Source organism: Bacteroidota bacterium, assembly GCA_013360915.1.
Lineage (GTDB): Bacteria > Bacteroidota > JABWAT01 > JABWAT01 > JABWAT01 > JABWAT01.
Window position 1 is genome coordinate 622,130 of sequence record JABWAT010000001.1, and the last position, 25,242, is coordinate 647,371.

The 25,242-nt window shown below is 50.5% G+C and carries 23 protein-coding genes; 3 read left to right on the forward strand and 20 right to left on the reverse strand.

Annotated elements, in window-relative coordinates; translation table 11 throughout:
* Nucleotides 1-94: 94 nt before the first annotated feature.
* The 20 genes from HUU10_02700 to HUU10_02795 all read right to left on the reverse strand — a co-directional run bounded on the left by HUU10_02700 (nucleotide 95) and on the right by HUU10_02795 (nucleotide 23,151).
* On the reverse strand, nucleotides 95-538 hold the full coding sequence (locus HUU10_02700; GenBank protein NUQ80496.1) for a single-stranded DNA-binding protein: 444 nt from the start codon (nucleotides 536-538) through the stop codon (nucleotides 95-97).
* A 21-nt stretch (nucleotides 539-559) separates the two neighbouring features.
* A complete protein-coding gene (locus HUU10_02705) occupies nucleotides 560-1,495 on the reverse strand; it encodes a methionyl-tRNA formyltransferase (GenBank protein NUQ80497.1) in 936 nt (311 codons plus the stop codon).
* A 44-nt stretch (nucleotides 1,496-1,539) separates the two neighbouring features.
* Nucleotides 1,540-2,088, reverse strand: coding sequence for a peptide deformylase (def, locus tag HUU10_02710; protein NUQ80498.1), 549 nt, complete (start codon nucleotides 2,086-2,088; stop codon nucleotides 1,540-1,542).
* Between the two features lie 84 nt (nucleotides 2,089-2,172).
* Entirely contained in the window at nucleotides 2,173-2,586 is a 414-nt protein-coding gene (ruvX, locus tag HUU10_02715) for a Holliday junction resolvase RuvX (protein NUQ80499.1), read from the reverse strand.
* Nucleotides 2,583-2,933, reverse strand: a complete 351-nt coding sequence (locus HUU10_02720; protein NUQ80500.1) for an HU family DNA-binding protein — start codon at nucleotides 2,931-2,933, stop codon at nucleotides 2,583-2,585. Before HUU10_02720 ends, ruvX begins: the two co-directional genes overlap by 4 nt.
* Nucleotides 2,934-2,950: 17 nt before the next feature.
* Nucleotides 2,951-5,143 carry a bifunctional (p)ppGpp synthetase/guanosine-3',5'-bis(diphosphate) 3'-pyrophosphohydrolase gene (locus HUU10_02725; protein NUQ80501.1) on the reverse strand — a complete coding sequence of 731 codons (2,193 nt, stop codon included), beginning with the start codon at nucleotides 5,141-5,143 and terminating at the stop codon, nucleotides 2,951-2,953.
* A gap of 148 nt (nucleotides 5,144-5,291) precedes the next feature.
* The gene (ggt, locus tag HUU10_02730) at nucleotides 5,292-6,995 is read right to left on the reverse strand and encodes a gamma-glutamyltransferase (GenBank protein NUQ80502.1); all 1,704 of its coding nucleotides are present in this window, start codon (nucleotides 6,993-6,995) and stop codon (nucleotides 5,292-5,294) included.
* 172 nt (nucleotides 6,996-7,167) lie between these two features.
* A complete protein-coding gene (locus HUU10_02735; protein ID NUQ80503.1) occupies nucleotides 7,168-8,469 on the reverse strand; it encodes an AgmX/PglI C-terminal domain-containing protein in 1,302 nt (433 codons plus the stop codon).
* 40 nt (nucleotides 8,470-8,509) lie between these two features.
* Entirely contained in the window at nucleotides 8,510-9,403 is an 894-nt protein-coding gene (locus tag HUU10_02740; protein ID NUQ80504.1) for an MCE family protein, read from the reverse strand.
* Between the two features lie 87 nt (nucleotides 9,404-9,490).
* On the reverse strand, nucleotides 9,491-10,417 hold the full coding sequence (gene xerD, locus HUU10_02745) for a site-specific tyrosine recombinase XerD (GenBank protein ID NUQ80505.1): 927 nt from the start codon (nucleotides 10,415-10,417) through the stop codon (nucleotides 9,491-9,493).
* Nucleotides 10,418-10,439: 22 nt separating this feature from the next.
* A complete protein-coding gene (locus HUU10_02750; GenBank protein NUQ80506.1) occupies nucleotides 10,440-12,200 on the reverse strand; it encodes a Na+:solute symporter in 1,761 nt (586 codons plus the stop codon).
* Nucleotides 12,193-13,629, reverse strand: coding sequence for a sodium:solute symporter (locus HUU10_02755; protein NUQ80507.1), 1,437 nt, complete (start codon nucleotides 13,627-13,629; stop codon nucleotides 12,193-12,195). Before HUU10_02755 ends, HUU10_02750 begins: the two co-directional genes overlap by 8 nt.
* A 69-nt stretch (nucleotides 13,630-13,698) precedes the next feature.
* A complete protein-coding gene (locus HUU10_02760) occupies nucleotides 13,699-14,265 on the reverse strand; it encodes an STAS domain-containing protein (GenBank protein ID NUQ80508.1) in 567 nt (188 codons plus the stop codon).
* Between the two features lie 13 nt (nucleotides 14,266-14,278).
* Nucleotides 14,279-14,830 (reverse strand): hypothetical protein, encoded by a 552-nt coding sequence (locus tag HUU10_02765; GenBank protein ID NUQ80509.1) that lies wholly within the window; start codon nucleotides 14,828-14,830, stop codon nucleotides 14,279-14,281.
* Nucleotides 14,823-16,823, reverse strand: coding sequence for an NAD-dependent DNA ligase LigA (ligA, locus tag HUU10_02770; protein ID NUQ80510.1), 2,001 nt, complete (start codon nucleotides 16,821-16,823; stop codon nucleotides 14,823-14,825). The genes HUU10_02765 and ligA overlap by 8 nt, the downstream gene beginning before the upstream one ends.
* A 9-nt stretch (nucleotides 16,824-16,832) precedes the next feature.
* A complete protein-coding gene (locus HUU10_02775) occupies nucleotides 16,833-17,765 on the reverse strand; it encodes a helix-turn-helix domain-containing protein (protein NUQ80511.1) in 933 nt (310 codons plus the stop codon).
* Nucleotides 17,766-17,767: 2 nt separating this feature from the next.
* On the reverse strand, nucleotides 17,768-18,949 hold the full coding sequence (locus HUU10_02780; GenBank protein NUQ80512.1) for a class I SAM-dependent rRNA methyltransferase: 1,182 nt from the start codon (nucleotides 18,947-18,949) through the stop codon (nucleotides 17,768-17,770).
* A gap of 66 nt (nucleotides 18,950-19,015) precedes the next feature.
* Nucleotides 19,016-19,576, reverse strand: coding sequence for a signal peptidase II (lspA, locus tag HUU10_02785; GenBank protein ID NUQ80513.1), 561 nt, complete (start codon nucleotides 19,574-19,576; stop codon nucleotides 19,016-19,018).
* A 9-nt stretch (nucleotides 19,577-19,585) separates the two neighbouring features.
* Nucleotides 19,586-19,987 (reverse strand): TraR/DksA C4-type zinc finger protein, encoded by a 402-nt coding sequence (locus HUU10_02790; protein NUQ80514.1) that lies wholly within the window; start codon nucleotides 19,985-19,987, stop codon nucleotides 19,586-19,588.
* 17 nt (nucleotides 19,988-20,004) lie between these two features.
* Nucleotides 20,005-23,151, reverse strand: a complete 3,147-nt coding sequence (locus tag HUU10_02795) for an isoleucine--tRNA ligase (protein ID NUQ80515.1) — start codon at nucleotides 23,149-23,151, stop codon at nucleotides 20,005-20,007.
* 121 nt (nucleotides 23,152-23,272) lie between these two features.
* Between HUU10_02795 and HUU10_02800 the strand changes: the two genes are divergently transcribed.
* From HUU10_02800 to HUU10_02810, 3 genes are read left to right on the forward strand one after another with little or no spacing between them, the layout of a single operon-like run.
* Complete coding sequence (locus HUU10_02800) at nucleotides 23,273-23,767, forward strand: thioredoxin family protein (protein ID NUQ80516.1); 495 nt, start codon at nucleotides 23,273-23,275, stop codon at nucleotides 23,765-23,767.
* Complete coding sequence (locus HUU10_02805; protein NUQ80517.1) at nucleotides 23,764-24,423, forward strand: TatD family hydrolase; 660 nt, start codon at nucleotides 23,764-23,766, stop codon at nucleotides 24,421-24,423. Before HUU10_02800 ends, HUU10_02805 begins: the two co-directional genes overlap by 4 nt.
* A complete protein-coding gene (locus tag HUU10_02810; GenBank protein NUQ80518.1) occupies nucleotides 24,420-25,202 on the forward strand; it encodes a tRNA threonylcarbamoyladenosine dehydratase in 783 nt (260 codons plus the stop codon). Before HUU10_02805 ends, HUU10_02810 begins: the two co-directional genes overlap by 4 nt.
* The last annotated feature ends 40 nt before the right edge of the window (nucleotides 25,203-25,242 follow it).

Below are 25,242 nucleotides of genomic sequence, written 5' to 3' on the forward strand. Positions count from 1 at the left end.
TCCGGACTGGTAAAACATAATGGCGCAAAGGTAGATAAAAAACAACGGGAAGCCCACTTCCTGACAGAAGCGCCGGCTTCCCGTCTGTACCGTTTCAGAACGGAAGGTCATCGTCCTCGGCCACGTTGTAGGTCGGTTCCGCCGCATATTCCGATTTAGGAACCTGATTACCGGCCGGCACGTCTCCTTCACCGCCCCCTGCCTTGGGAGTCAGCAGCATCAGATCGGTAACCACGATTTCGGTCTTAAAACGCTTCTGATTGGTTTCCTTATCATCCCATGAACGGGTCTGAATGCGGCCTTCCACATACAGACGATTGCCCTTTTTTACATAATCACGAACGATTTCGGCTGTCTTCCCCCAGAAAACCAGGTTGTGCCATTCGGTTTTTTCAACCGTCTGACCACCCGCATCCTTGTAAGAATCGGTGGTGGCCAGCGTCAGATTGGCAACCACTGCACTCGATGGGGTGTACCGGACTTCCGGATCTTTTCCAGCGTTTCCGATCAGCATCACTTTGTTTAAACTTCTTGCCATGGTGAACTCCTTTTTTTCAATTTACTCGATTTGTTTCGGAAAACTCAATGGATATCCATTGAGAAAATTGCTGACGGAAAGTCGCTTTTTTCCTTCTAACTGTAAATAACGGACCCGAAGGACTCCGTCCCTTACAGCAATGATAATGTGGTTGTCTGTATACCCGGTGATCAATCCGAAAGCAGTTTGAGGATACGAAGATCCTTTTTCAAAATCAACCTGAAAGAGTTTTAATACTTTGCCATCCAGCAGGCACCACGCACCCGGTGAATCCTCAAAGGCACGGATCCGGTTACGGATGGCATCACCGGGTTCATCCCATCGGATCCGGGAATCTTCACGAGTGATTTTCCGGGCCGGTGTTGCCAGCGTATCATCCTGCGGCACAGTCCGGACGGTTCCGGTATCGATCTGTCTGACAGTTTCCACCACCAGTTCGGCTCCCAGTTCGGAAAGGGACCGGTATAATTCCGTACCGGTCATGGTTTCGGGGATGGACAGTTTTTTCTGACCAATCACCGAGCCTGTATCGACCGATTTCTGCAGGAAGAAGGTGGTTACGCCGGTTTCGTTGTCCCCATTGATCAGGCACCACTGAATGGGAGCAGCTCCCCGGTACCGGGGTAAAAGGCTGGCATGCAGATTGAACGTTCCTTTTGAAGGAAAGGAAAACAGGCGTTCGGGAAGAATTCTGAACGCCACGACCACCAACAGATCGGGACGCAGCTCACGAATCTGGCTGAACAACTCATCTGAAGTAGGTGAATCGGTTTCTATTATCGTTTCGATGCCAAGTTCAATTGCTTTTTGCTTGACGGGGGTAAATGAGAGCTGCTGACCACGGCCCCGTGGTTTATCGGGGCCCGTCACCACGGCCACAGGCAAAAAACCAGCCTGAGCCAATGCAGTCAGGGAAGGAACCGCAAAATCGGGGGTTCCCATAAAAATCAGTCGCATGTCAGTAATTGTAAGCCGGTTTGGTTGGAATGGTATCCGGTGAATCAGACACCGGTTTTGTCGGCAATGACGTAATCAACATCGACATTGCCTTTTTGTATGTTTCGGAATTTCCCTTTCAGCATGGTTTTTCTGAAAGCCGAGAGGTAATCAACAAAGAGGGTTCCGCGTAAATGATCATATTCATGCTGAATGACCCGGGCCAGCATGCCATCAAAAGTGGCGGTCCGCTCACGGAACTGGTCATCCAGATATCGCAGGGTAATGATCTCGGGCCGTTCCACCAGGTCATTGATTCCGGGAACCGACAGGCAGCCTTCTTCCATGGAACAGGAACCCTGTTTATCCAGAAATACCGGATTGATAATGGCCATGGGGTCGGTTCCTTCCCCATCTTCCAGCATGGAAATATCCAGGACCAGCAGATTGATGGATTTTCCCACCTGAGGGGCCGCCAGACCAATTCCATCGGCCTGATACATGGTTTCAAACATGTTTTTGATCAGCACATCGGTTTCGGGTGTGCGTTCATGCAGATCCACCGCTTCCCGGCGAAGCACCTCATCTCCCATGGTGTAAATCGGCAAAATCATTCAATCTCTCTCATTTTTTCACGATAACAACTGCAAAGGTAGGAACATTCCGGATGAAGGAGAAACGCGGGAACGGGTGGTGGATCAGCGGACCTGCCGGTCCAGAAAACTTTGCAAAATTTCGGCGGCTGCCCAGGAATCGACCTTCCCCTTCTCTTCCCGTTTTTTCTTTGGCATCCCCGATTCCCTGATTTTCTGTCCGGCTATCACGGTTGTGAACCGTTCATCTACCATGTGGATGGGTAAATCGGGAAAGGCTACCCTGATTTTTTCCACCATCGTTTCCACCCATTGGGCTTTCTGGGCCGTTTCTCCCTTCAGATTCACCGGGTGACCGATCACAAGCCCCTTGCAGGCTGGAAGGTGGGTACGGATGGCCGATTCAAGTTCGCGTATGGGAACAAACGGAAGCGGTGTTGCAAATAACCCGAGCGGATCCGATTTGGCAAGTCCGACCCGGACGTCGCCCAGATCGAGTGCCAGATAATAACCGGTCATTCCTCTTCCATGATTTCACGGACCTCGGTATCGGTCAGTGGTTGCTGCAGGCTTTCCCTGATGAGTTTACTTGGTTTAAAGTGGGTTTTTTTCCGCCAGGGTATATAAACCGTATCGCCGGTTTTCGGATTTCTTGCTTTGGGTTTCGGCCGAGTGAGCTTCACCTCGAACACACCAAAATCCCTGATCTCGATTCTGATTTCTTCCTGACTGTTCAGCATCATATCCCGCAGAGCCGTGAAAGTGGCATCGACCCACCGGGTGGTATGGTACAACCGTTCATCGTGGTCATCGGCCACCTTTTTTGCCACATCTTTTTTCGTCAGTGTCCGAACTCTGGGTTTCATGACAGTCCTCCCGATGATTACTCTTCTAACCGGGACAGGTTTTTCACCCCGGGCACCCGTCTGATCCGGTCCATCAGACGCTGCAGGTGATCGATATCCTTCACATAGACAATGATGGAGCCATCAAAAACGCCGTCACGGGTATTGAAATTGAGTCCACGGATGTTGGTATTCATCGAGGAAATCAGTTGGGTCACATCCGAGACCAACCCTTTCCGGTCATCTCCGGCAATTCTGATTCCGGCCATAAATTCATCTTCTCTGCGGATGGGCCAGTCCACTTCGACCAGCCGGTTCACATCGGCCCCACCGGCCACGGTCACGTTCCGGCAGGTCTTACGGTGAACCTTAATGCCTTCTCCGACAGTCACATAGCCGATGATGTCATCACCGGGAACCGGTGAACAGCATTTGGCATAAGTCATCTGAATGTTGGCAGACTGTCCTTCAACCATCACCGAACGGGTCTGCTGCCGTGTTCGCTTCAGAAAATCGGGTAAGGATCCGAATTCGGGTTTTTCCTCTTCCTTCTCCTTCTTAGGTGCACTCAGCCGCGCCTGCAGTTTTTCGACGAAGTCATCCACATTAATCTGATTGTCACCAATGGCATAGAAAAAGGAGGATTGATTGGAATACCGCATTTCCTGAATGATTTTATTGAACTCCAATTCATTCAGTTTCAGGCGGGCCTTCTTCAGACGCTTTTCCCACAGGTCTTTTCCCAGATCGGTCAGATTCCGGCGCTCTTCATTCAACCAGGCTCTGATTTTGCTTTTGGCTTTGTGGGTGACCGCAAACTTTTCCCAGGCCGGATTCGGTTTCTGGTTCTTCGAGGTGATGATTTCGACCTGCTGACCATTCTCAATTTTTGTGTTCAACTGAACAATTTTGCCGTTGATCTTGGCCCCAATGCAATGATTCCCCACATCGGTGTGAATTTCATAGGCAAAATCGACGGGAGTGGCTCCGATGGGTAAGATTTTGAGATCCCCTTTGGGAGTAAAGACAAAAATTTCATCCTGAAACAAATTCAGTTTGAAATCCTCGATAAACTGATTGGGATTATCGGTGGAATCGGCCTGTTCGAATATTTCGCGCACCCAGGAAATCCATTCCTCATTGTCAGAGGCAACCGATCCGTTGTTTTCCTTGTAGGACCAGTGGGCGGCCACACCCTTTTCAGCAATTTCGTGCATCTGACGGGTTCTGATCTGGACTTCCACCATTTTTCCCTGCGGTCCGAAAACGGTGGTATGAATACTCTGATAGCCATTGTGCTTGGGAACCGAGATGTAATCTTTAAACCGGACCGGTACAGGAAAGTAGATATCGGAAACAATCCCATAAACAGTAAAGCAGTCATATGCCTTGTCGGTATCGAGAATGATTCTGACCGCAAACAGATCATAAATTTCCTCGAAAGGCTTGTTCCGTTTGACCATCTTATTGTAGATGGAATAAAAATGCTTGGGACGCCCGCTGAGTTCGAACCGGAATCCTCCAGCCTTCAGACGCTCAACAATGGGTTGGGAGAAGTTCTGAATGTACGATTCACGTTCTTCGCGGCGGGTATTCACCTTCCGGTAAATGTCTTCATAACTCTCGGGATGGAGGAATTTAAAACTGAGGTCTTCGAATTCCCATTTAATCTGCCAGAGTCCGAACCGGTGGGCCAGCGGGGCATAGATATCCATGGTTTCGCCTGCCATTTTCCGCTGTTTGGCTGGCGGCAGGTATTCCAGCGTACGCATGTTGTGCAGACGGTCGGCGAATTTGACCAGAATCACCCTGATATCCTTGATCATGAACAGCATCAGTTTCCTGAAACTTTCCGCCTCGGTCACCTCATGGCTTTTAAACATGTCGGTGATTTTCGTCGCACCATCCACCAGATTGGCAACGGTGGGGCCAAACTCGGCCACCATGGTATCGAAATCGTAATCGGTGTCTTCGAGGATATCATGCAGAAGCGCGGCTGCAACCGAGATATCATCCAGAATCAATTCCTCTGCAAGAATGGTGGCTACCGCCAACGGATGAACAAAATAGGGTTCTCCACTGGCACGCTTGATATTCTGATGGGCCTGCAGGGAAAAATGATAGGCCTTCCGGATCATGTTGTCATCAACCGATTTCAGATTCCGGTGACAAACATCCAGCAAGTTCTTTAGTTGCTGATCATCGTCCGTTTGTGGGTGAGCGTCCTGCATGGTTCCGGTTTTTTTTTAACAAGCCTCATGTAATTTACAAAGAAAATCATACTTTGCAAATAGTTTAAAATCATGGACTTGTGAAAAATCCGACCAACGCTAAATGGTATTCCGGTGTTGAATCAACCCATGGTTATTCAGTTTTTTCTCACCGGACCGGAATGGCGGCACCACCTCCGCGGTGATCTGCCGATCCGGAAAACGTCCCGCCTTCAAGCCGGATCAGTTTGGTTCTTCCGTAGGCAAAGGGTTGCGGATCTGCCACTTTCCAGCCCCAGGCTTTCAGCCGGGCAATGACTGAATCGGGAAGGGCACCCGGTTCGAGAATCACCTCATCAGGAATCCACTGATAGTGAATTCTGGGATGGTTAACGGCCTCATGGGGTGACAGGTCAAGAAGAATGGAATTGATCAGAACCTGACTCACACCGGTCGGAATGCGTGATCCGCCAGGTCCTCCGGCAATAAGCCATGGCTTACCATTGCGTAATACGATCGTTGGAGTCATCGAACTTAACATCCGCTTTCCGGGAGCGATGGAATTGGCCCGGGACCCGATCAGGCCATACAGGTTTCCGACTCCGGGACGGGTTGCAAAATCATCCATTTGGTTGTTGAGCAAAAAGCCGGCCCCATCAACCACCAGACAGGATCCGAATCCGCCATTCAGTGTGTAAGTTACCGAAATGGCATTTCCAAGCGAGTCAACAATACCAAAATGGGTGGTTTCTCCTGGTTCATATCCGCTGATCATTCCCGGTCCAACTTCTTCGGAAGACGGATGACGATCGGATGGAATGGAACTCCATCTTTTCCTCCAATAGGATTCAGACAGCAGGGTGTCCCAGGGAATGGTAACGAATCCGGGGTCCCCCAGCCAGGCCGACCGGTCGGCATAGGCCAGTTGCCAGGTGGTCAGTAACCCGTGAACAAAAGCTGGATGGTTCCACCCGATACTATCCGGGGAGGTTGCATTGAGAAAGTGCAGGGTCTGTGCCAGTATCATTCCACCCGATGAGGGGAGACTCATGGTAATAAGCTGCAAATCACGCCAGGGCAGTTTCAGAGGTTCCCTCCAGACTGGCTGGTAACCGGCAAGATCTGCTTCCCCAATCCATCCACCATGTTTTTTCATGGTTTGCAGAATGAATCGCGCGGTCTCTCCCAGATAAAAATCTTCAGGGCCACGGTCACGGAGCCTTTCGAGTGTACGGGCAAGATCGGGTTGAAACAAGGTATCACCTGGTTGCCATCCGTCCGATGAATCCTTCACGTAAATGACTGCGGTTTCGGGATATCTGGATAGCGATTCCCTGGAAGCATTTAATTGTCTGGCACCCGATGGGGTTAACCGATGAGCCTTAGCCAGACGAACAGCCGGTTCAGCCAACCGACTCCAGGATTGGGTACCGAACCGGCTTCGCAAAGCCTCAAGCCCTCTGATGGTACCGGGAACCCCAACAGACAAAGCCCCGAACACCGACGCCTGATTCTGAACCATGCTGTCAGCCATGAACATGTCCCGAGTTGCCTTACCCGGGGCCGTTTCTCTGAAATCGAGTGTAAATTGCCGTCCATCGGCCAAATGAATCACCGCAAAACCACCGCCTCCAATGTTTCCGGCCGAGGGATGTACCGATTGAAGAGCCAACCCCACCGCCACTGCAGCATCGAAGGCATTTCCTCCTTCTCTCAGAATCTGAATACCGGCCTGAGAGGCCAGCGGATGAACCGAAACCACCATTCCGCCACGACCGGATGCAGACAGTTTGTCCTGTGCAACGGTTTGTGCTGAAATGACCGGAGCAAAAAGGCAGATTAAAATCAGAAACAGAAGCAACGTGCGGATCATGCTAATTAACTTGAGAATTCATTGGGAGGGGCAGGAATGGAATAGGCAGCAGGGATTCCGGCTTTCGCCGGAAATTCCCTGAACCAGACATTTCCAATTTTACAGAGTGGTTATCCCGGGTGTGAACCGGAACATGATCCTGTCCGGGGAAAAGACAGGTCATTCTTGCCGTTTACCTGAAATTCAGCGGGACAATTTCAAAGCGGATGGGCTTGTCACCTTTCGGGAAGGTCCAGCGGGTGACTTCGCTCATCATACACTCTTCCAACTGCGGACCGAAGGCAGAGTCGAAGGTGGAAACCACAATCTTATGATCGCCAACAGTGCCATCCTCTTTCACAACAAAATCGACATAGAGGGTCCCCTGCAGGGATTCATCATACCGGCGGGCGGCTTTAAAGCAGGAATACAGATCCCGGTAATATTCGAGTTCAATCTTGGTCAGAATATCATCGCGGCGCAGATCGGTGGTATAATCTTCTTTTTTAACACGATCGTAGTTATAAACGGCCGTTTCATAACCCATCCATCCATTCACGATATCCGACAGGTTCAAGTTAAAACCAACCTGAATAAAGAAGGGGCTGTAATTCATGGCACTGGTGGTCGGCTGAGGATAACCGTACAGGGCGCCTTTGGTATAATCGGTTTCATCGGTATATCCCAGCAACAGAAGATCAGCACTGGCTCTGAGTTCCCACAGGTCAAACCGATAGCTTACTCCCCCGTTCAGATAGGCATAGGATTCACGCGAATAAATGATCGGGTCTGGTTGTTTGAAAAATTGTTCGCCCCACAATTCACCCGAAAACTTCCAGGCACCAAACGGATACTGGTAACCCAGCATGTATTTGATTCCAACCGACCGGCCCGGGATCTCGTAGGAAGTGGTGTTATTTGAATATTCCAACTGATTTTCATTATGGGTGATCATCCCGATATTCAGGTGAACACTCTCACTTTGTTTGATCAGTTCGGTATTGAAATAGTAGGACCAGTAATTCCAGAGTCCAAATTCGAGTGCGCCAGAGTAATAAGGATTAAAAAGGATGTTATTCTGCTTGCCAACCGAAAAAGTAGATGTAATTAAAAAGCCGGTTCTAAGTGCAGAATTCATAAACTCAATGTTACCCAGTTTAACCGAAAAGGTAACCGGTCCCAGTCCCGTGGTGGCTTCATCAACAAACCGGTTCATCTGGAAAACATTAAACCCGAAAGTGGTCATTGCAAAGTCAGAAATGGCATAATCAAACAGCAGGTAATTCGAGGTGATGGGTCCGTTGCTGAGTGATTTATCGGTGTAAGTCACGGGAACAAAGGAGGAGAATGACTCGATACCAAGAAAGTAATTTCCCTGCGGTGGCATAAACGAGGTCACGGTATGCGACAGTTTACCATGTCCGCCATAGATCTGGGAAAAGGCAGCAGGGCTGACCGTGGTAAGAAGAAGGGCAATTATCCAGATTTTTTTCATTCAAGTCCTCCGGGCATCAGGCTGAGACCCCATCCGGTTTTCACCAGATGTCGATATCCAGCTTTACGGGTTTGGTTCTGATGTGGTTTAAAAAGTGGTTCAGTGTATCGACAGTTGCTGTAAATTTGGTTGCAAAGGCCGGATCGTAAATCAGTTTTGAAGCCAGTGACTGATTGTTTTGCAGTGTTTCAAGATTGTTGCTCAGTTTCAAAACGGCTTCATTCAGTGTGCGCATGGTCAGGGTGGTGGCCTCAAGTGTGGTTCCTGCTTTCGGAGTTATTTCGGTCACGGCCTGATTCAGTGTGGTACTCAGCAAGGTCAGTTGTCCGATCAGTTTTCCGAATGAATCACTGTTATCATTCAGCTTGGTGGTCATATCGGCCAGATTGGTGCTGGTCACAGCCAGCTGATCCACCAGTTTGCGGCTGTTCTGCTGAAATTCCTTGTCAGTCAGGATGGAGTTGAGTCCTTCCAGCGTTTTATTCATGCTTCTGATCAGGGTTTTCAGGTCATCACTGACTTCATTCACCTGACTGAGCATAACCGGTATGTCAGCTCCGATGGATCCGCGGATCACACCGCCTTCCGCAAGATCGATTCCGCTGATGCCGGGAATCAGATCAACCTTTTTTCCCGTCAGAATTTCAAGCATGCCGATTTTTGCAGACGCATCGGTGTAAACCGGCACATCGGTTTCGACCGATAGTCTGACCGATACATGATCAGGGGTGACTTCAATCCGATCCACTTTCCCAACCTTCACGCCACGGACAAAAACCGGATCGCCTTCCAATAAACCAATGGTATCGGCGAATTCGGCCACATAGACACGTGAATCCCGTGAAAATGACCAATCCTTCAGCCACATTAAGCCGCCTATCAGAATCACAAAACTGAGGAAAACAACGAGGCCGACTTTTAAATCTTTGGTCATGAAGTTAAAAATAAATTATAAAAATACATCTGCCGGGCCCGAAAAGAAACCGGTTCCGGATGCATGAAGCCATTTTTTGGTTACCGGTCACATGCCGGAACTCCGCGGATGAAACTGCCGGTGGATTTCTGTGAGGTATTGCCGGTCGAGATGGGTATAAATCTGGGTGGTTGAAATGTCTGCATGACCCAGCATTTCCTGGACGGCACGCAGATCGGCACCACCTTCAAGCAGATGGGTGGCAAAGGAATGTCTGAATGTGTGAGGAGTGACTTCCTTATGTATACCAGCGAGTCCGGCATAGGTTTTTACCAGAGTCAGAATGGTCATGCGGCTGAGTCCGGTTCCCCGCTGATTCAGAAACAGGGTGTCTTTGCTCTTTCCAAACCGGGCATGAATCGTTCTTGTTCCTGTCTGATAACGACGGACATAGTGAATGGCACCTTCACCTGCGGGCACCAGACGTTCTTTACTGCCCTTTCCGAATACCCTGACCAGACTCAGGTCGAAGAACAACTGAGACTGTTTCAGGCTGATCAGTTCGCCCACCCGCATGCCGGTGGCGTACAGGAGTTCCAGAATGGCACGGTCCCGCAATCCGATCGGATGCTCCGGATTGGCCATGGAGAGCAGTCTGAGCATTTCATCCACGGTCAGAATGTCGGGGAGTTTCCTGGGAAGCCGGATGGAATCAATCAGCTCGGTGGGGTCTGAACCAGTGACCGACTCGGCCACCAGAAACTTGTGAAATCCTCTGAGAGTGGAAATATTACGGGCCATGCTGGCCGGAGCAAGTCCCACATCGTGCAACTGTCCCATAAAGGATTCAAGATCGGCAAGGGTAATCTGGCTGAGGCTTTGTATGCCGGAATCGGACAGCCAGGCCGCGTAACGGATCAGATCGAGCCGGTAGGCATCCAATGAATGATCAGAAAGGTTTTTTTCGATCTGCAGGTATTGCAGATACTTTTTAAAAATGACCGGAAAAACCCGGAATGGGGTCAGATTGATCATGGTCATTTAAACATCCGACCGGTCACTGATCCCAGAAACTCCATCCGTGTGAATCGTAATCCATTTTAAGAAGACCGGCAGCCACTCCAACCAGACCGGTAAAGGCAATGGCCAGATCATACCGGTTGAAAATAAAGCAGGCAATGGCGAACAAGGTACCGTAAATAACCGTGATACCCAGAATCCACAACTTAAACAGTCGGCTGAGCGGAATGCCCACTCCTTCCAGGTTCAGTTCATTTCTGAAACGGGTCCAGCCCGGGCCCAGCGGACGGGTTTTCCGATAAAAGGCGGTCAGATGCTGATGGTTAACCGGTGGTGAAATCAGCGTCACCAGAATCCATGAAAGCGTGGTTACGGCTGTGGTGACCAGGGTGGTGTACGGAAATTCCAATTGAAAACCCAGGGTCAGAATCGGGTAAACCACCAGCGGGGTCAGCATAGCCGCCAGTTCTGACCACGCATTGATCCTCCACCAATACCAGCGAAGAATCAGTACCAGCCCCATTCCGGCCCCGCAGTCGATGATAAATTGCCAGGCCCCGGCAATGGTTGACATAACGTTAAAGGTCATCCAGAATGAGATCAGCATGATGACCACCGTCACCAGCCGGGAATACCAGACCAATCGCCGGTCGGATTTATTGGGCACCACAAACCTTTTCAGCATGTCATTGACGACATAACTGGCTCCCCAGTTCAGATGGGTCGATATGGTGCTCATGTAAGCAGCCAGGAAGGCCGCCAGTAAAAACCCATACCAGCCGGAGGGAAGAACTTCCTTCATCACCATGACAAATCCCTTTCCCTGATCCGATTCGGGAAGACCGGGAAACATCACCAGCGAGACAAGAGCCACGAGGATCCATGGCCAGGGACGAAGGCAATAATGGGCGATATTGAACCACAAAGTGGAAACAAGGGCGTGGGTCTCATTTTTCGCCGACATCATCCGCTGAGCGATGTATCCGCCTCCGCCAGGCTCATTTCCCGGATACCAGCTGGACCACCAGATCACGCCGATGTAGGTAAAAAAGGCAGCCAGACTCAGACTCAGAACCCCCGACACCGATGTATCGGTTATCCGGGGCACCATTTCGAACGTAGACGACAACAGATTGGATTGCAACCCTTCAATTCCTCCGATTGAGGGATGGTCAAGTGCAAACCAGGCCAGAACCACACAACCGGTCATGGCAAGAACAAACTGGAACGTATCGGTAACCGCCACACCCCACTGGCCGGACAGCGAGGAATAAATAGCCACAAAGACCATGGCTCCCAGGATAAAGCCTTCCGGGGAAAGACCGGGAAGCACCACGGTCACAATTTTTACCATGGCCAGATTGACCCACCCGATGATCACCGCATTCATGAACAAACCGAGATAAACCGCGCGGAAACCGCGAAGAAAGGCCGCAGCCGGTCCGTCATAGCGAAGTTCCGTAAACTCCAGATCGGTGAGCACCCCGGCACGGCGCCAAAGCGGAGCAAAGAAGAAAACTGTCATCATCCCGCCTATGGCCATGGACCACCACAGCCAGTTACCCGAAATACCATCCCGGGCAACCAGTTCGGTGACTGCAAGAGGCGTATCAGCCGCAAAAGTGGTGGCCACCATGGCCGTTCCTGCAATCCACCAGGGTAACTTGCGTCCGGAAAGAAAGTACTCCTCGGTGCTTTTTCCGGCCCGTTTAGAGTACACCAGTCCAATAATCAGGGACAATAACAGAAAGGATCCGATCATGACCCAGTCAAGGGTCGACAACAATCGCTCATTCATAGGTAAACCGGGTCAGTAATCCGCAGAAGAAGGTGAAAAGTACCAGACCGGAAGCCGTGAACCAGGTCCAGGCCACCGGAGTGAAAAATACCAGAAAAACCATCGAAACCAGAGACAGCACCAATGAACCAAGCAACACTGGCCACCGGGGTGTTTTCCCGGTCAGTCCCAGAAGAAACACACCCAGAACCGGCCCGTAGGTGACCGAAGCAATGGCCAGTCCGGTTTCAACCACTTTTTCTTTAAAAATGCCGCCACCGGCCACCAGAAGAATTGAGACCAGGGTCAGAACCACTCCCCAACCGACACTGACCCACCGGGAGCGGCTGAGTCCGTTATCATGGGTGATGGGGATCAGTTTCCAGTCGGAAAGCGTTGAGGCTGCCAGTGCATTGATGGAAGAACTGATGGTGCTCATGGCCGCTGCGATCACAGCCGCGATAATCAGACCTGCAAAACCCGTTGGCAATTGAGTGACAATGAAGCGTGAGAACACTTCATCGGGGCGAAGCGGGGTATCCTGATAAAAGACACCCAGTAAATAACCGATCGACAGGAAAAGAATAAATTGAAAAAAGACCAGAATTCCCGACAGCGACATGGCCATTCTGGCATCACGGACCGAGGGAGTACACAGTACCCGCTGGACGATAATCTGATCGGTCCCATGGCTGGCCATACTGAGTAAAATCCCCCCCAGAATGGCATTCAATGCCAGATAGGGTTCCGTGAAATCCAACCAGGAGCCGGAACCGCTGGTCAGGTTGAAAAAAACCATCGGGTGGGACGGCGCCTCTCCGGCAGGAAGCAACCACCAGACCGAAATCAGTGCAAGTATGCCTCCCGATAAATAGACCACCCACTGAATCACATCGGTCCAGATCACTGCACGGATTCCACCAAAAACCGTGTAAAGAATAGTGATTACTCCAAGAATGGATAGAACCAACACATAGGCCCCGGTTCCGGCAACCGGAATCAGGCCGGTCTGATGCATCAGCAAGACAACCGGGATGGCAGTGGCATACAGCCGCACACCATCTGCAAGCAGGCGGGTTACCATGAATACACCCGATAAAGACCGCTGGGCCTGACCGCCAAACCGTGCCCCGATCCATTGATACACCGAAAACAAATCCCCCGATGCATACCGTGGAATCAGCCAGACCGAAATGATCAGTCTTCCGATGATGTAACCCAGTGCAACCTGCAGAAAACTGAAATTACCGGCTATGGCCAGTCCTGGAATACTCAGGAAGGTCAGTGCAGAGGTTTCTGTGGCTACGATCGAAATCGTAACAGCCCAGACCGGCAATTTCCGTTCGCCCGAGAAATAGTCGGTGACAGTGGTCAGACCCCTTCCGGCAGCAAGACCGGCTGTGACAGAGAGGGCGAGGTAAGCAAATAAAATCAGCCAATCGGGGGACATGGTGGAGTAAAACCTTTGGAAAATAAAAAAACCGGAGGGAATCCGGTTTTTTGTCAGTCAGTGGAAAGTTTAACGGCGGCGGGTATAACCGTCATCATCTTCGTCTTCGCCCTCGAATCCCGATTCATCTTCATCGGGGAATTCTGAAAGTTCTTCAAATTCATCAGAAAGATCATCATCATCATCATCATCTGCCGATTTGGCTTTCTTCCCGGAACCTTTTCCTCCGGTCTGAAAATTGTGCAGATCTTCATCATAGAACGGATCGGCTGACGGATCTTCTTCTTCCATCTGAATGGAGACGTCGGTAATTGCATCTTCCATGTTATCATACATGAGCAGTACGCGGTCCAGATGGGAGATACCAATGAGTTTCTCAACGGCAGGCTGGGCACCTACGAGACCAAAAATCCCCCCCTTGCCGGTGGTCATCCGGTGGGCGACCAGAATAGAGGAAAGTCCCGATGAATCGGCAAACTGAACTTCAGATAAATCCAGTAACAGGTTTTGAATGTCATCGGCCGCCAGAAGGGTCACAAATTCGCTTTTAACCTGTGAGGCGATGGCCGAATCGAGCCGCTGATTTTTCAGTTTGAAAATGGCGACTTCTTCGCGTTTATCCAGTTCATATTTCATGAGGGCAGATACCTCAGTTCAGTGATTCAAGAATTTTTTTAAGATGCTGAATGCGTTGTTGCGGAACCGTCGATGGCTGACAGCGAATGACCAGATCATAAAACCAGTCATTTTTCCAGCTGATAAAACCGACCCGGAACGACCGGTTTAATGCTGCCCAAATATAGGCCGAATCAGGTTTGAAGTCCACAGACAGATCGATGACCAGATCAATCGCATTTCCGAAACGGGCGGTGACCGATTGTTTTTCGGGGATGTACCAGCGGGTATAGGTCAGATCGGATGGAGTAACCCGTTTCATACCGGGAAAATGGTTATCTATTTCATTCACCAGAAGGGGCGGAACCCAGAAAGTAACCGATGCAGCCGGCTGACCGGTCTTGGTCCGGATCAGTTCAACCACATCTGCCAGCGATTTCCATTCATGAAAATTATCGGGCAGGCCAATAACGACCTGATGAATATCCTTCCAGAATCCGGAAGAATGAATCAGTCGCCGCTGGGAGGCTTTTTCCCGGTTTTCGGCCAGCCAGATGCCGATCCGTCTTTTGGTTTTTTCAAACATATGGCTTTATCCGTTCCAGAAAATCTGATTCAATGATTACAGGAATTCCCAACTCAGCTGCCTTCGCTGCTTTGCTGCCTGCCCCCTCTCCTGCCACCACCAGGGTGGTTTTTTTTGAGACAGAGCCGGTGGCCTTCCCGCCAAGTTTTTCGACCAGTTCTTCGGCAGCAGACCGTTCCATCGATTCCATCGTTCCGGTAAACACAACGATCTGGCCGGTAAACGGACCCGATGTGTCGGTTGGCGACTCACCGGATTCCAGTTGAAGTCCCGCTTTTTCAAGATTGCTGATCAGTTCCATGTTATCGGAATGGGAAAACCAGGCCACCACACTTGAGGCAATGGTTTCACCCACATCGTCAGCCGTGAGCAGGTCGTCTTTGGTTGCCGCCGAAATAGCCCTGACGGATCCAAACCGCCTGATCAGTGATTTCGCCACTGTGGCCCCGACATGGCGTATCCCCAGACCAAATAACACTTTATGAGGGGGTTGTTCTTTAGACTTTTCGATTCCGGCAATCAGATTCGATGCACTTTTCTCTGCCATCCGGTCCAGAGTGGCAACTTCACCGGCTGTCAGCCGGTACAAATCATCGGGGCGTTTCACCAGGCCGGCCGACACAAGCAGATCCACCACCGATTCACCCAATCCATCAATGTTCATCGCATCACGCGAGGCAAAATGTATCAGTCTGCCACGGACCTGAGGTGGACAGGCTTCATTGGTGCATCTGATCATCGCTTCATCTGAATCCCTGAAAAGAATGGAGCCACACTCCGGGCAGGTGTCGGGCATGGACCACGGAGATTCTGACAACCGGGACCGCTGCTCATCCACCGCGACGACTTTGGGAATCACATCCCCGCCCTTTTCAATCAGTACATACTGTCCGGGAACCAGGCCCTTTCGTCTGATCTCATCCTCATTGTGCAGGGTGGCCCGGCTGATGGTGGAACCGGCAAGAAAGACGGGTTCCAGCTCGGCAACCGGTGTGACGGCCCCTGTTCTCCCCACCTGAACGGAGATTGCTTTCAGCAGAGTTGAAACCTGCCTTGCCGCAAATTTACGGGCAATGGCCCATCTGGGAACTTTGGCGGTAAAACCCAGTTTTTCCTGTAAAGCCTGGTCGTCAAGCTTTATCACCACTCCATCAATATCAAAGGGGAGGGTTTCACGGTCATTCTCCCATTTTCGTACAAAGGAATGAACGTCATCAAGGCTCTGACAGAGCTGACGGGCCGGATGCACCGGGAACCCAAGTAATTTCAGATAATCAAGAGAAGCTGAATGGGAACGCAGATTAGTATCCACGCTAATAAAATTGTAGGCAAAGAACTGCAATGGACGCTTTGCCACTTCACGCGAATCCTGCATTTTCAGCGTACCCGCGGCACTGTTTCTCGGATTCGCAAAGAGCTTTTCTCCCCGCTGTTCCCGGTCGGCATTCAACAACCGGAACGCCTCACGGGTCATCAGTATCTCACCTCTGACTTCGAACTGCACTGGTACATCCTTCCCAGCCAGAACCAGAGGGACCGACCGGATTGTTTTTACATTCTGTGTGATGTCATCTCCGCTCACTCCATCCCCGCGGGTTGCACCGAGGATCAGCCGGCCCGATTCATATTCAAGCCGGATGGCAATTCCATCAAATTTCAATTCACAATGGTAAACCGGTTCAATGCCGGGTAATGACTCACGCACCCGCCGGTCAAAATCGGCCACTTCTTCATCCGAATAAGTATTCGCCAGAGACAGCATCGGCCTGGGATGAGATACCGACTGAAACGTTTTAACCGGCGAGCCGCCAACCCGAACGGTCGGACTCAGTGGATCAGCAAATTCCGGATGGGAGGCCTCGAGTTGTTCCAGTTCCTTCAGCAGGAAATCAAACTGTTCATCCGAAATCTCGGGTGCCGCTTCAATGTAATAAAGATGATTGTGACGGTTCAGGTCGGACCGTAACTGCTCAATACGCTCTCTGATCGTCACAACACCATCCTATTGTGCCTTTTTCACCGGTCCGTTGATAACCCAGTTCATCATGGAGCCTTCAGTCACCGGTAAGGTCAGCTGTGCCCCATTCAGAAACACTTTGGTATGCTGAACGCGACCAAGCGTCAATGAAAACTGCCGGCCTGTTCTGGTAAGCGTCTGATTCGGAGGCATGGTCCAGGCCACTGCCTTTTGTCCATCCACCGTCAGGGCAATCCAGGTCGAATCCTGACCAGAGACAATGCGCAAAGGAACGGAAACCAGACTATCCATACTGATTGGCCGGACTGCCGGGAGGGGACGGTTGACTGGCTTGGCCAATGTATCGGCCGGCTTCTGGCTGGTCCGGATGGCAGAAACCGGTCTCGGAACAACTGAATCGGCTGTAACCGGAGTTTGTTCCACCGCGCGGACGACCTGGTTAAAATCAAGAGCGGCCACCGGTGGTTCAGGTTTAAGATCATCGCCCAGAAATACATCAATAATAAAAAACAACCCCACCAATGCTGCAAAGGATGCAGCAATCACCCATTTGTATTTATGAAACCATTTTTCTGCAGAACCAGCCTGAATGGTTTCTCCTTCTGTGGGAAGGTCTGAACGGAATGGGGTCTCTCTGTCATCAGGGACAGGTACCGGTTGAGTTTCCGGGTGTGTTTCCCGCACGTCCGTGACGGTTTGCGGATTGAAGTAGCTGTTCACCACATCATCGCGGTCGTAATGCTGCACAAGAGTGGTCAGTGCAGGTTCTCTGATTCCCAACTCGCGGCAATACGATTTCAGGAAGGATTGAACGTAAACCTTGGGAAGTGCAGAAAACTGATTATCCTCAAGCAAACGAAGGGTTTCGAGCGGAATCCGCGTTCGTTCGTAAATTGATTCCAATGGAATACCACGGGACTGCCTGAGTTCCCTCAGCCGGGATCCGATAACGGCCATGATTAAAAAACCTGAAAAATGAAGAACTTAAGATAACGGGTTTCACTCATTGATTCCAGAATGGGATGATCCGGAGCCTGCTGTCCACGGAAAATCTGCCTCAGATGGCGACCGGTCTGTCTGGATGCATCATGAATGATATCGAGGAAGGTTTCCTCGAAAATGTGTTGTGAACAGCTAGAAGTAACCAGAAATCCACCCTGCGGGATCAGTCTGAGCGCCTGACGGTTTATTTCCAGATAACCTTTCTTGGCAGCCGGAACATGTTTTTTTGATTTCGCAAAACCGGGCGGATCCAGAATGATTACATCCCATTGTTCCTTCCGGGTACCGGCTTCCTGCAGATACCTGAAAACATCTGCCTGAACAAAGGCGGCATTCAGATTATTCACCCGTGCATTTTGGGTGGCACGCCGGATGGCCTCTTCAGATAAATCGACGCCTGTTACAACTGCTGCCCCGGCCTGCGAAGCGTGAAGCGCAAATCCGCCCTGATTGCAGAAACAATCCAGAACCCTGGAACCGGCCGAAACGGAATGAATGGCCAGGCGATTGAGTTTCTGGTCAAGAAAATAGCCGGTTTTTTGTCCGTCCGTCAGCGACAAATCATACCGGATTCCCGATTCACTGATGGTTACAACCTCTGGCACTTCTCCATCCAGCACCCCTTCCCGCTGATCCAATCCTTCAAGCAACCGGCTGGCAGAGCGGTTCTTTTCAACAATTCCTTTTGTCCCGGGAAGCACGGTTTTCAATACATGCACCACGTCTTCCTTCCACAGTTCCATTCCAGCCGATAAAAACTGTACAGACAGATAGTCACCGTACTTATCCACCACCAGACCCGGGAGAAAATCCGATTCTCCGAAGACCACTCTGATGGCTTCTTCATCGGGAAACAACCGGTTTCGAAGAGCCAGTGCATCCGAAATCCGCTCGGTAAGAAAAGCCCGGGGGTCAGGCAGGCTTTGTGCCCACAGTAACCGGACAGAAATGAGACTGTGCGGGTTAAAAAAACCGAGTCCGAAAGAGTCGCCGCCAGCGGAAAACACCTCGACCAGACTTCCTGCCGGGAGATGAACCGGAACCTGCTTTAATTCGTTGGAAAAGATCCATGGGTGGCCGGTTTTTAATCGGCGCTCCTCACCGGACTTCAGATACAATTTTTCCGGCTGGGTGTTCATGGAAGTGTGTATTCAGGTGGCAATCCGTTATCGGGAAAAACGGTATGCATGAAGAAAATGATCCGATCAGGAGACAGGATCGGCAGTCCGGTTTGAATCCGGATTGGTTCCATCCGGCTCCTCGGATTTCAAGCCTTTGTTCATAAAAACGATCATGAGGATGACTCCGATGGAAACGGCCATATCTGCCACATTGAAAATGGGCCAGCGTGACATGTAGATGCCAAGGAAATCAATATCGGGGATATCCACATCGATGTAATCGACCACCCGTCCATGAAACCAACCATCCAGTTGAAACCAGACCCCGTAAAAAACCCGGTCAATCAGGTTACCAATGGCCCCGCCCAGAATCAGCGCCACCGGAATCCGCTGATAGAGCGATTCCTGACGGATCTGGAAGAAGTAATAAATCAGACCTATTACAATGGCAATGGTCAGGAGCGTAAAGATGAGCTTGTTACCAGGATCAATACCAAAGGCCATTCCAGGATTTTCGATGTATTTCAGTCGGATAACATCCCCGAATACAGGAATTTCCTGGAACAGAACCATCTGGATCCTGACCACCTGTTTGATGATCTGATCGAGTAGGGCAATGGCGAGAATCAGCCAGATCAGGTGCAAGGCGAACGGTTACCCTTGCTTAGATTTACAGGGAACGCAGATCTGCGAGTGAGGGACGGCCTCTAAACGACCTTTTTCCATGGGTTTGCCACAGACTTTGCAGTAACCATAAGTACCTTCCTGCAAACGCTGAACAGCCCGCTCGAGGTAGTCGAGAATTTTTCCTTCACGTGAGGCAAAAAGAAATGTCTTTTCCCGTTCCATGGCATCGGTACCCTGGTCAGCCATGTGAAGCGAGTAGGTTTTATTCTCGTAAGTTCCATCCTGTGACGATTCGGCCAGTTGTTCGCGCAGGAGATTGAGGTCTTCCAGAATTTCGTCGCGTTTTTTATTGATGACGTTGTAGAAGTGTTGATAATCTTCCAGCGTCCAGTAGCCTTTCAGGTCGGGTTTGAATGTAATGGTCGACATACGCGTTCCTCTTCTGGTCAGGCTTCATTTTTTTGAAGCGCAAGTTTACAATGTTCACTGTCAATTTGCAACTCCCTCAGAATCCCGGTTTCCTCCACCTCGAACAGCAGGGTGGTGGCCAGAGTTTCCTTCATAATCCAGTCCTGACGCGAACGGATGGCACTGGTCAGACGGTCACTGGCTGAAACCCGGATGGTGATTCGGTCGGTAACTTCGAAACCGGAGTCTTTGCGCATGTTCTGAACCCGGTTAATAAACTCGCGGGCCAGACCTTCATCGAGCAGGTCAGGAGTCAGTTCGGTGTCAAGAGCCACCGTCAGACGACCTTCAGTTTCCACCAGCCAGCCTTCCACATCCTTCCGGACGACTTCGATTTCTGCACTGGTGAGAAGTTCGTTGGTTCCGTTGACCATCACGTTCACTTCTCCACGTTGCTCCAGTTCGGTAAGCTGGGAGGGACTGAGCGATTTAACCGCCTCGGCCACTGCACCCATGGCCTTTCCGAACCGCGGACCCAGGACTTTGAAATTCGGTTTGGCCGATTTCTGAACAATCCCGGCGTCATCTTCAATATAATCAATTTGCTTAACGTTTATTTCGTCCAGAATCACATCACGCACTTTATCCAGTTCCCTGCGCTCATGACGGTCCCGAACAGGAATCAAAATCCGCTTCAGGGGTTGACGCACGTTGTGACCGATTTTATTTCTCAGACGGAGCACAATGGTTGAAATCGTACGTGCCATCTCCATCCGATGTTCCAGATCAGACAAAATCAGGGACTGATCAGCAACCGGAAAGTCGGCCAGATGAACCGATTCCCGCTTACCGGTCAGATTCTGATACAACCAGTCCGATGTGAACGGCGACACAGGAGCCATCAGTTTCGTCAGGGTAACCAGACACTCATACAAGGTCTGGTAGGCGGCCTGTTTATCGTGGGTGCTTCCCTCTTTCCAGAACCGGCGCCGGCTGCGGCGGACATACCAATTAGACAGTTCATCCATGAAAATTTCCATTTCACGGACCGCCCGCGTGGGCTCGTATTCATTAAAGGCCGAATCGACCACCCCGATAACTGTATTCTTCCTCGAAAGAATCCACTGATCCAACTCGGTCCGCTGGTTTTCCGGAATGCGTGATCCCGTTTCATATCTGAAACCATCGATGTTGGCGTACATGGCAAAAAACTGATAGGTATTCAGCAGGGTATTGAAAAACTTCCGCTGGGTTTCCTTGAGTCCGTCCAGATTGAATTTCAGATTTTCCCAGGGATTGGAATTTCCGATCATGTACCAGCGTAAGGAATCGGCGCCATGCTGACTGATGATATCGAAGGGATTGACCGTATTTCCCTTGGTTTTTGACATTTTCTCGCCTTTCGCATCGAGAACCAGTCCGTTGGAAACCACATTTTTAAAAGCGACCCCATCAAACAGCATGGTGCCAAGCGCATGGAGGGTATAGAACCACCCCCGGGTCTGATCGACACCTTCAGCAATGAAATCGGCCGGAAAATTCAGTTGAAACGTGTCGGTTTTTTCAAACGGATAGTGCCATTGTGCAAATGGCATGGCCCCGGAATCGAACCAGACATCGATCAGGTCGGGAACGCGACGCATGGTGCCGCCATCGGGTGCCGGCCAGGTGATCTGGTCAATGTATGGCCGGTGAAGATCCAGTTCTTTATCATCGCCAATACCGGCCTTTTTCTTCAGTTCAGCCACCGATCCGATCACTTCCAGATAATCCGGATTTTTGTCACTGACCCAGATGGGCAGCGGGGTTCCCCAGAACCGCTGGCGCGAAATGGCCCAATCCACATTGTTTTCAAGCCAGGTTCCAAATCGTCCTGATCCTGTGCTGGCAGGTTTCCAGTTAATGGTATTGTTCAGTTCAATCATCCGGTCACGAACCGCGGTTGTTCTGATAAACCAGGATTCGACAGGATAGGACATCAGCGGGGTTCCCTTCCGCCAGTCCATGGGATAGTTGTGAAGGTAGGTTTCATGCCGGTACAGATGGCCCCTTTCCTTCAGATTCCGGGCAATTACCTTATCGGCATCCTTAAACCAAAGGCCTTTTACCAAATCGATTTTTTCCTCGAAGCAACCATCCCGGTTGATGGGATTGTACAGAGGAATGCCGTTTTTCTGTGTGACGTCATAGTCATCCGCACCGTAGGCTGGCGCCTGGTGAACAATTCCGGTTCCGTCTTCGGTGGTCACAAAATCGGCTGCGATGACACGCCAGGCACGTTCCTTCCCCACTTCTTTCAGTGCGTAATCGAACAGAGGCTGATAGGTTTTACCAACCAAATCAGTCCCCTTAACGGTTTCAATTACCTCATAGTCTTCTTTGATCACCGAAAGCCGTGCCGCAGCCAACCAGTATTGCCGGCCATCCTCTTTCAACCGGATTTTCACATAGTCCAGTTTGGGATGAACAGCCAGTGCCATGTTCGAAATCAGAGTCCAGGGTGTGGTGGTCCAGGCCAGAAAAGACGTGCTTGCATCTTCATCGGTAACAAATGAAATATAGACCGAAGGATCCTGAACTTCCTTGTAGCCGAGCGAAACTTCATGAGAACTCAGAACCGTTGCAGACCCGGGAGAATACCACTGAATTTTATAGCCTTTGTAAAGCATACCCTTATCAAAAAGGGTTTTCAGTGCCCACCAGCAGGATTCAATATAGGAATTCTCATAGGTGATATATGGATCGTTCAGATCGACCCAATATCCCATCATATCGGTCAGCTGATTCCATTGATCCTTGTATTTCAGAACGGACGATTTGCATCGGGCATTGTAATCGGCAATGCCGTATTTTTCCACCTGAGCACGTCCCTGTAGTCCAAGTTCCTTTTCCACCTCGATCTCAACCGGAAGACCATGAGTGTCCCATCCGGCCTTACGACCGACTTTAAATCCCTTTTGTGTCTTATACCGGCAAAATAAATCCTTCACCGTCCTGGCCATAACATGGTGAATACCAGGCCGGCCATTGGCAGTTGGCGGACCTTCGTAAAAGGTGAAATGAGGCCGGTTCTCACCAGTCCGTAAGGATTTCCGGAAGGTCTGATCATCGTTCCAGAAGGAAAGGATTTCCTTTTCAATATCGGTAAGCGACAAGCCATCGCTGATTTCGCGGAATTTCATCATATTCTTGCTGATTTTATAAAGACTGCAAAGGTAGGAAAATCACGTCAAAATACCATGATGGTCCCGATTAACCGGTTTCAGCAGGGTTGAATCACCGAAGGGATCCCGCTACTTTTGCACCATGAAAACAACCTTACTTATTATCCTTCTCGGCTTCCTGAGCCTGCCTCTTGCAGCCCAGCAAACAAAACCAACCATTTACAATCCGGCCGCCGATGCAAAGGCAGAGATCGCGCTTGCAGTTTCCCAGGCCAAAGCATCCGGAAAACATGTCTTCATTCAGGTGGGGGGTAACTGGTGCGGGTGGTGCATCCGGTTTCATAATCTGACCACACAGGACGCACAACTGGATTCTGCTTTTAACGCCAATTTTGTGCGTGTGAAACTGAATTACAGCGAAGAAAACAGGAATCTGCCTTTACTGGCAGAATACGGTTTCCCTCAGCGGTTCGGATTCCCTGTCTTTCTGGTTCTCGATGGAGATGGAAAACTCATTCATACCCAGAACTCGGCCTACCTTGAAGAAGGAAAGGGTCACAGCAAGGCAAAAATCCTCGAATTTATTGCTCATTGGGGGCCGGCTGCCTTTGATCCATCCCGGTACAAGGATGAATGAGTCCGCTGACGGACGTTCACAGTCATTTTCCTGCGGCCGGATTTAAAGGAATCCGCATTTTTAACTGGAATCCGGAACATTCTTCCCCATCCGATGGCTGGTTCTCGGCCGGGCTGCACCCGTGGAACGTGGAAAATCCGTCTGCCGGTGACTGGTGGAAATCTGTTTTATCGGTCGTGGTTGAACCCCGCTGTCTGGCCATTGGCGAAACCGGCATTGACCGGTACCGGCCTATTCCGGTCCCCCTTCAGACGGAATGGTTTACCAGACATCTTTCGCTGGCCCGGGAAACCGGAAAGCCCCTGATTGTTCATAATGTCAGGGGACATCAGGATCTGATCCCGTTGCTGAAGAAATCTCCCCATCCGGTGGTCCTTCACGGATTCAGGGGAAATGAATCGGTAACGTCACAATGGCTCCGGCTTCCTTCTGTCTGGTTTTCGGCCGGTTCAATCCTTCTGCGAGCGGGTTCCGATCAGCAGGCCTCTTTCCGGATGATTCCACGACACAGGCTTCTTCTTGAAAGTGACGACCGGCAAACACCCATTGAAGAAACGCTTCTGTGGCTTGCCGGTTGCCGTCAGGAAAATCCGATCCTGATTCAGGAACAGGTCTATTTTAATTTTATCACCCTTTTTCCTTCGGTGGTTACATGAGTCTGGTTCCGGAATGGCAGACGAGAACGGAATTACTGGTCGGTGCAGACACCATTTCCAAACTGGGAAACAAGCATGTTCTGCTGGTTGGTCTGGGCGGAGTGGGTTCCTTTGCTGCCGAGTTTATTGCCCGCGCCGGTATCGGCCGGATGACCATTGCGGATGGGGACCGCGTGGTTCCATCGAACCGGAACCGGCAGTTGCCTGCTTTGGTCAGCACCACCGGAAAATTGAAAGCAGACATCATGCGGGACCGGTTGCTCGATATTAATCCAGACCTTCAACTTGAAATCAACACTGAGTATCTGAAGGATGAAAAAATGATTCATCTGGTTCAGAAACACCCCTATGATCTGGTTGTGGATTGTATTGATACCCTGGCTCCCAAGGTTTTCTTCATTTATCATGCTATAAATGCCGGCCTGCCATTGGTAAGTTCGATGGGAGCAGGGGGAAAAATCGACCCGGCCAGAATCCGGATTTCAGATCTGGCCCATTCATACAATTGCACGCTTGCCCAAATGGTGCGGAAACGGCTTCACCGGTTGGGTGTCCGGTCCGGATTTCCGGTGGTATTTTCTCCCGAGCCCATTGATAAATCGAAACTGCTTCCGAATCTGACCGATCAGAATAAAAAGTCTACCATCGGTACGATTTCTTACATGCCCGCTGCCTTTGGAATGTACATCGCCTCTGTAGCCATCAGAAAACTGGCAGATTTACCGGTCCCCGAGCTGGAAGAGTTGCCGGTAAAGGGAAAGATGAAGGGAAAAGGGTAGGCTTTCCCACCAACAAAAAAGCCGTCCCGGCAGGACGGCT

Excerpts from the sequence above, each read along its gene's own strand:
- HUU10_02765 (NUQ80509.1), bottom strand. The coding sequence starts at position 14,830 with ATGTTTGAAAAAACCAAAAGACGGATCGGCATCTGGCTGGCCGAAAAC.
- HUU10_02810 (NUQ80518.1), top strand. The coding sequence starts at position 24,420 with ATGAGTCTGGTTCCGGAATGGCAGACGAGAACGGAATTACTGGTCGGT.
- HUU10_02725 (NUQ80501.1), bottom strand. The coding sequence starts at position 5,143 with ATGCAGGACGCTCACCCACAAACGGACGATGATCAGCAACTAAAGAAC.
- HUU10_02700 (NUQ80496.1), bottom strand. The coding sequence starts at position 538 with ATGGCAAGAAGTTTAAACAAAGTGATGCTGATCGGAAACGCTGGAAAA.
- HUU10_02750 (NUQ80506.1), bottom strand. The coding sequence starts at position 12,200 with ATGAATGAGCGATTGTTGTCGACCCTTGACTGGGTCATGATCGGATCC.
- ggt (NUQ80502.1), bottom strand. The coding sequence starts at position 6,995 with ATGATCCGCACGTTGCTTCTGTTTCTGATTTTAATCTGCCTTTTTGCT.
- HUU10_02705 (NUQ80497.1), bottom strand. The coding sequence starts at position 1,495 with ATGCGACTGATTTTTATGGGAACCCCCGATTTTGCGGTTCCTTCCCTG.
- HUU10_02735 (NUQ80503.1), bottom strand. The coding sequence starts at position 8,469 with ATGAAAAAAATCTGGATAATTGCCCTTCTTCTTACCACGGTCAGCCCT.
- HUU10_02780 (NUQ80512.1), bottom strand. The coding sequence starts at position 18,949 with ATGAACACCCAGCCGGAAAAATTGTATCTGAAGTCCGGTGAGGAGCGC.
- HUU10_02760 (NUQ80508.1), bottom strand. The coding sequence starts at position 14,265 with ATGAAATATGAACTGGATAAACGCGAAGAAGTCGCCATTTTCAAACTG.
- ruvX (NUQ80499.1), bottom strand. The coding sequence starts at position 2,586 with ATGACCGGTTATTATCTGGCACTCGATCTGGGCGACGTCCGGGTCGGA.
- HUU10_02755 (NUQ80507.1), bottom strand. The coding sequence starts at position 13,629 with ATGTCCCCCGATTGGCTGATTTTATTTGCTTACCTCGCCCTCTCTGTC.
- xerD (NUQ80505.1), bottom strand. The coding sequence starts at position 10,417 with ATGATCAATCTGACCCCATTCCGGGTTTTTCCGGTCATTTTTAAAAAG.
- HUU10_02800 (NUQ80516.1), top strand. The coding sequence starts at position 23,273 with ATGAAAACAACCTTACTTATTATCCTTCTCGGCTTCCTGAGCCTGCCT.
- HUU10_02775 (NUQ80511.1), bottom strand. The coding sequence starts at position 17,765 with ATGGCCGTTATCGGATCCCGGCTGAGGGAACTCAGGCAGTCCCGTGGT.
- HUU10_02805 (NUQ80517.1), top strand. The coding sequence starts at position 23,764 with ATGAGTCCGCTGACGGACGTTCACAGTCATTTTCCTGCGGCCGGATTT.
- HUU10_02740 (NUQ80504.1), bottom strand. The coding sequence starts at position 9,403 with ATGACCAAAGATTTAAAAGTCGGCCTCGTTGTTTTCCTCAGTTTTGTG.
- HUU10_02795 (NUQ80515.1), bottom strand. The coding sequence starts at position 23,151 with ATGATGAAATTCCGCGAAATCAGCGATGGCTTGTCGCTTACCGATATT.
- HUU10_02790 (NUQ80514.1), bottom strand. The coding sequence starts at position 19,987 with ATGTCGACCATTACATTCAAACCCGACCTGAAAGGCTACTGGACGCTG.
- def (NUQ80498.1), bottom strand. The coding sequence starts at position 2,088 with ATGATTTTGCCGATTTACACCATGGGAGATGAGGTGCTTCGCCGGGAA.
- HUU10_02720 (NUQ80500.1), bottom strand. The coding sequence starts at position 2,933 with ATGAAACCCAGAGTTCGGACACTGACGAAAAAAGATGTGGCAAAAAAG.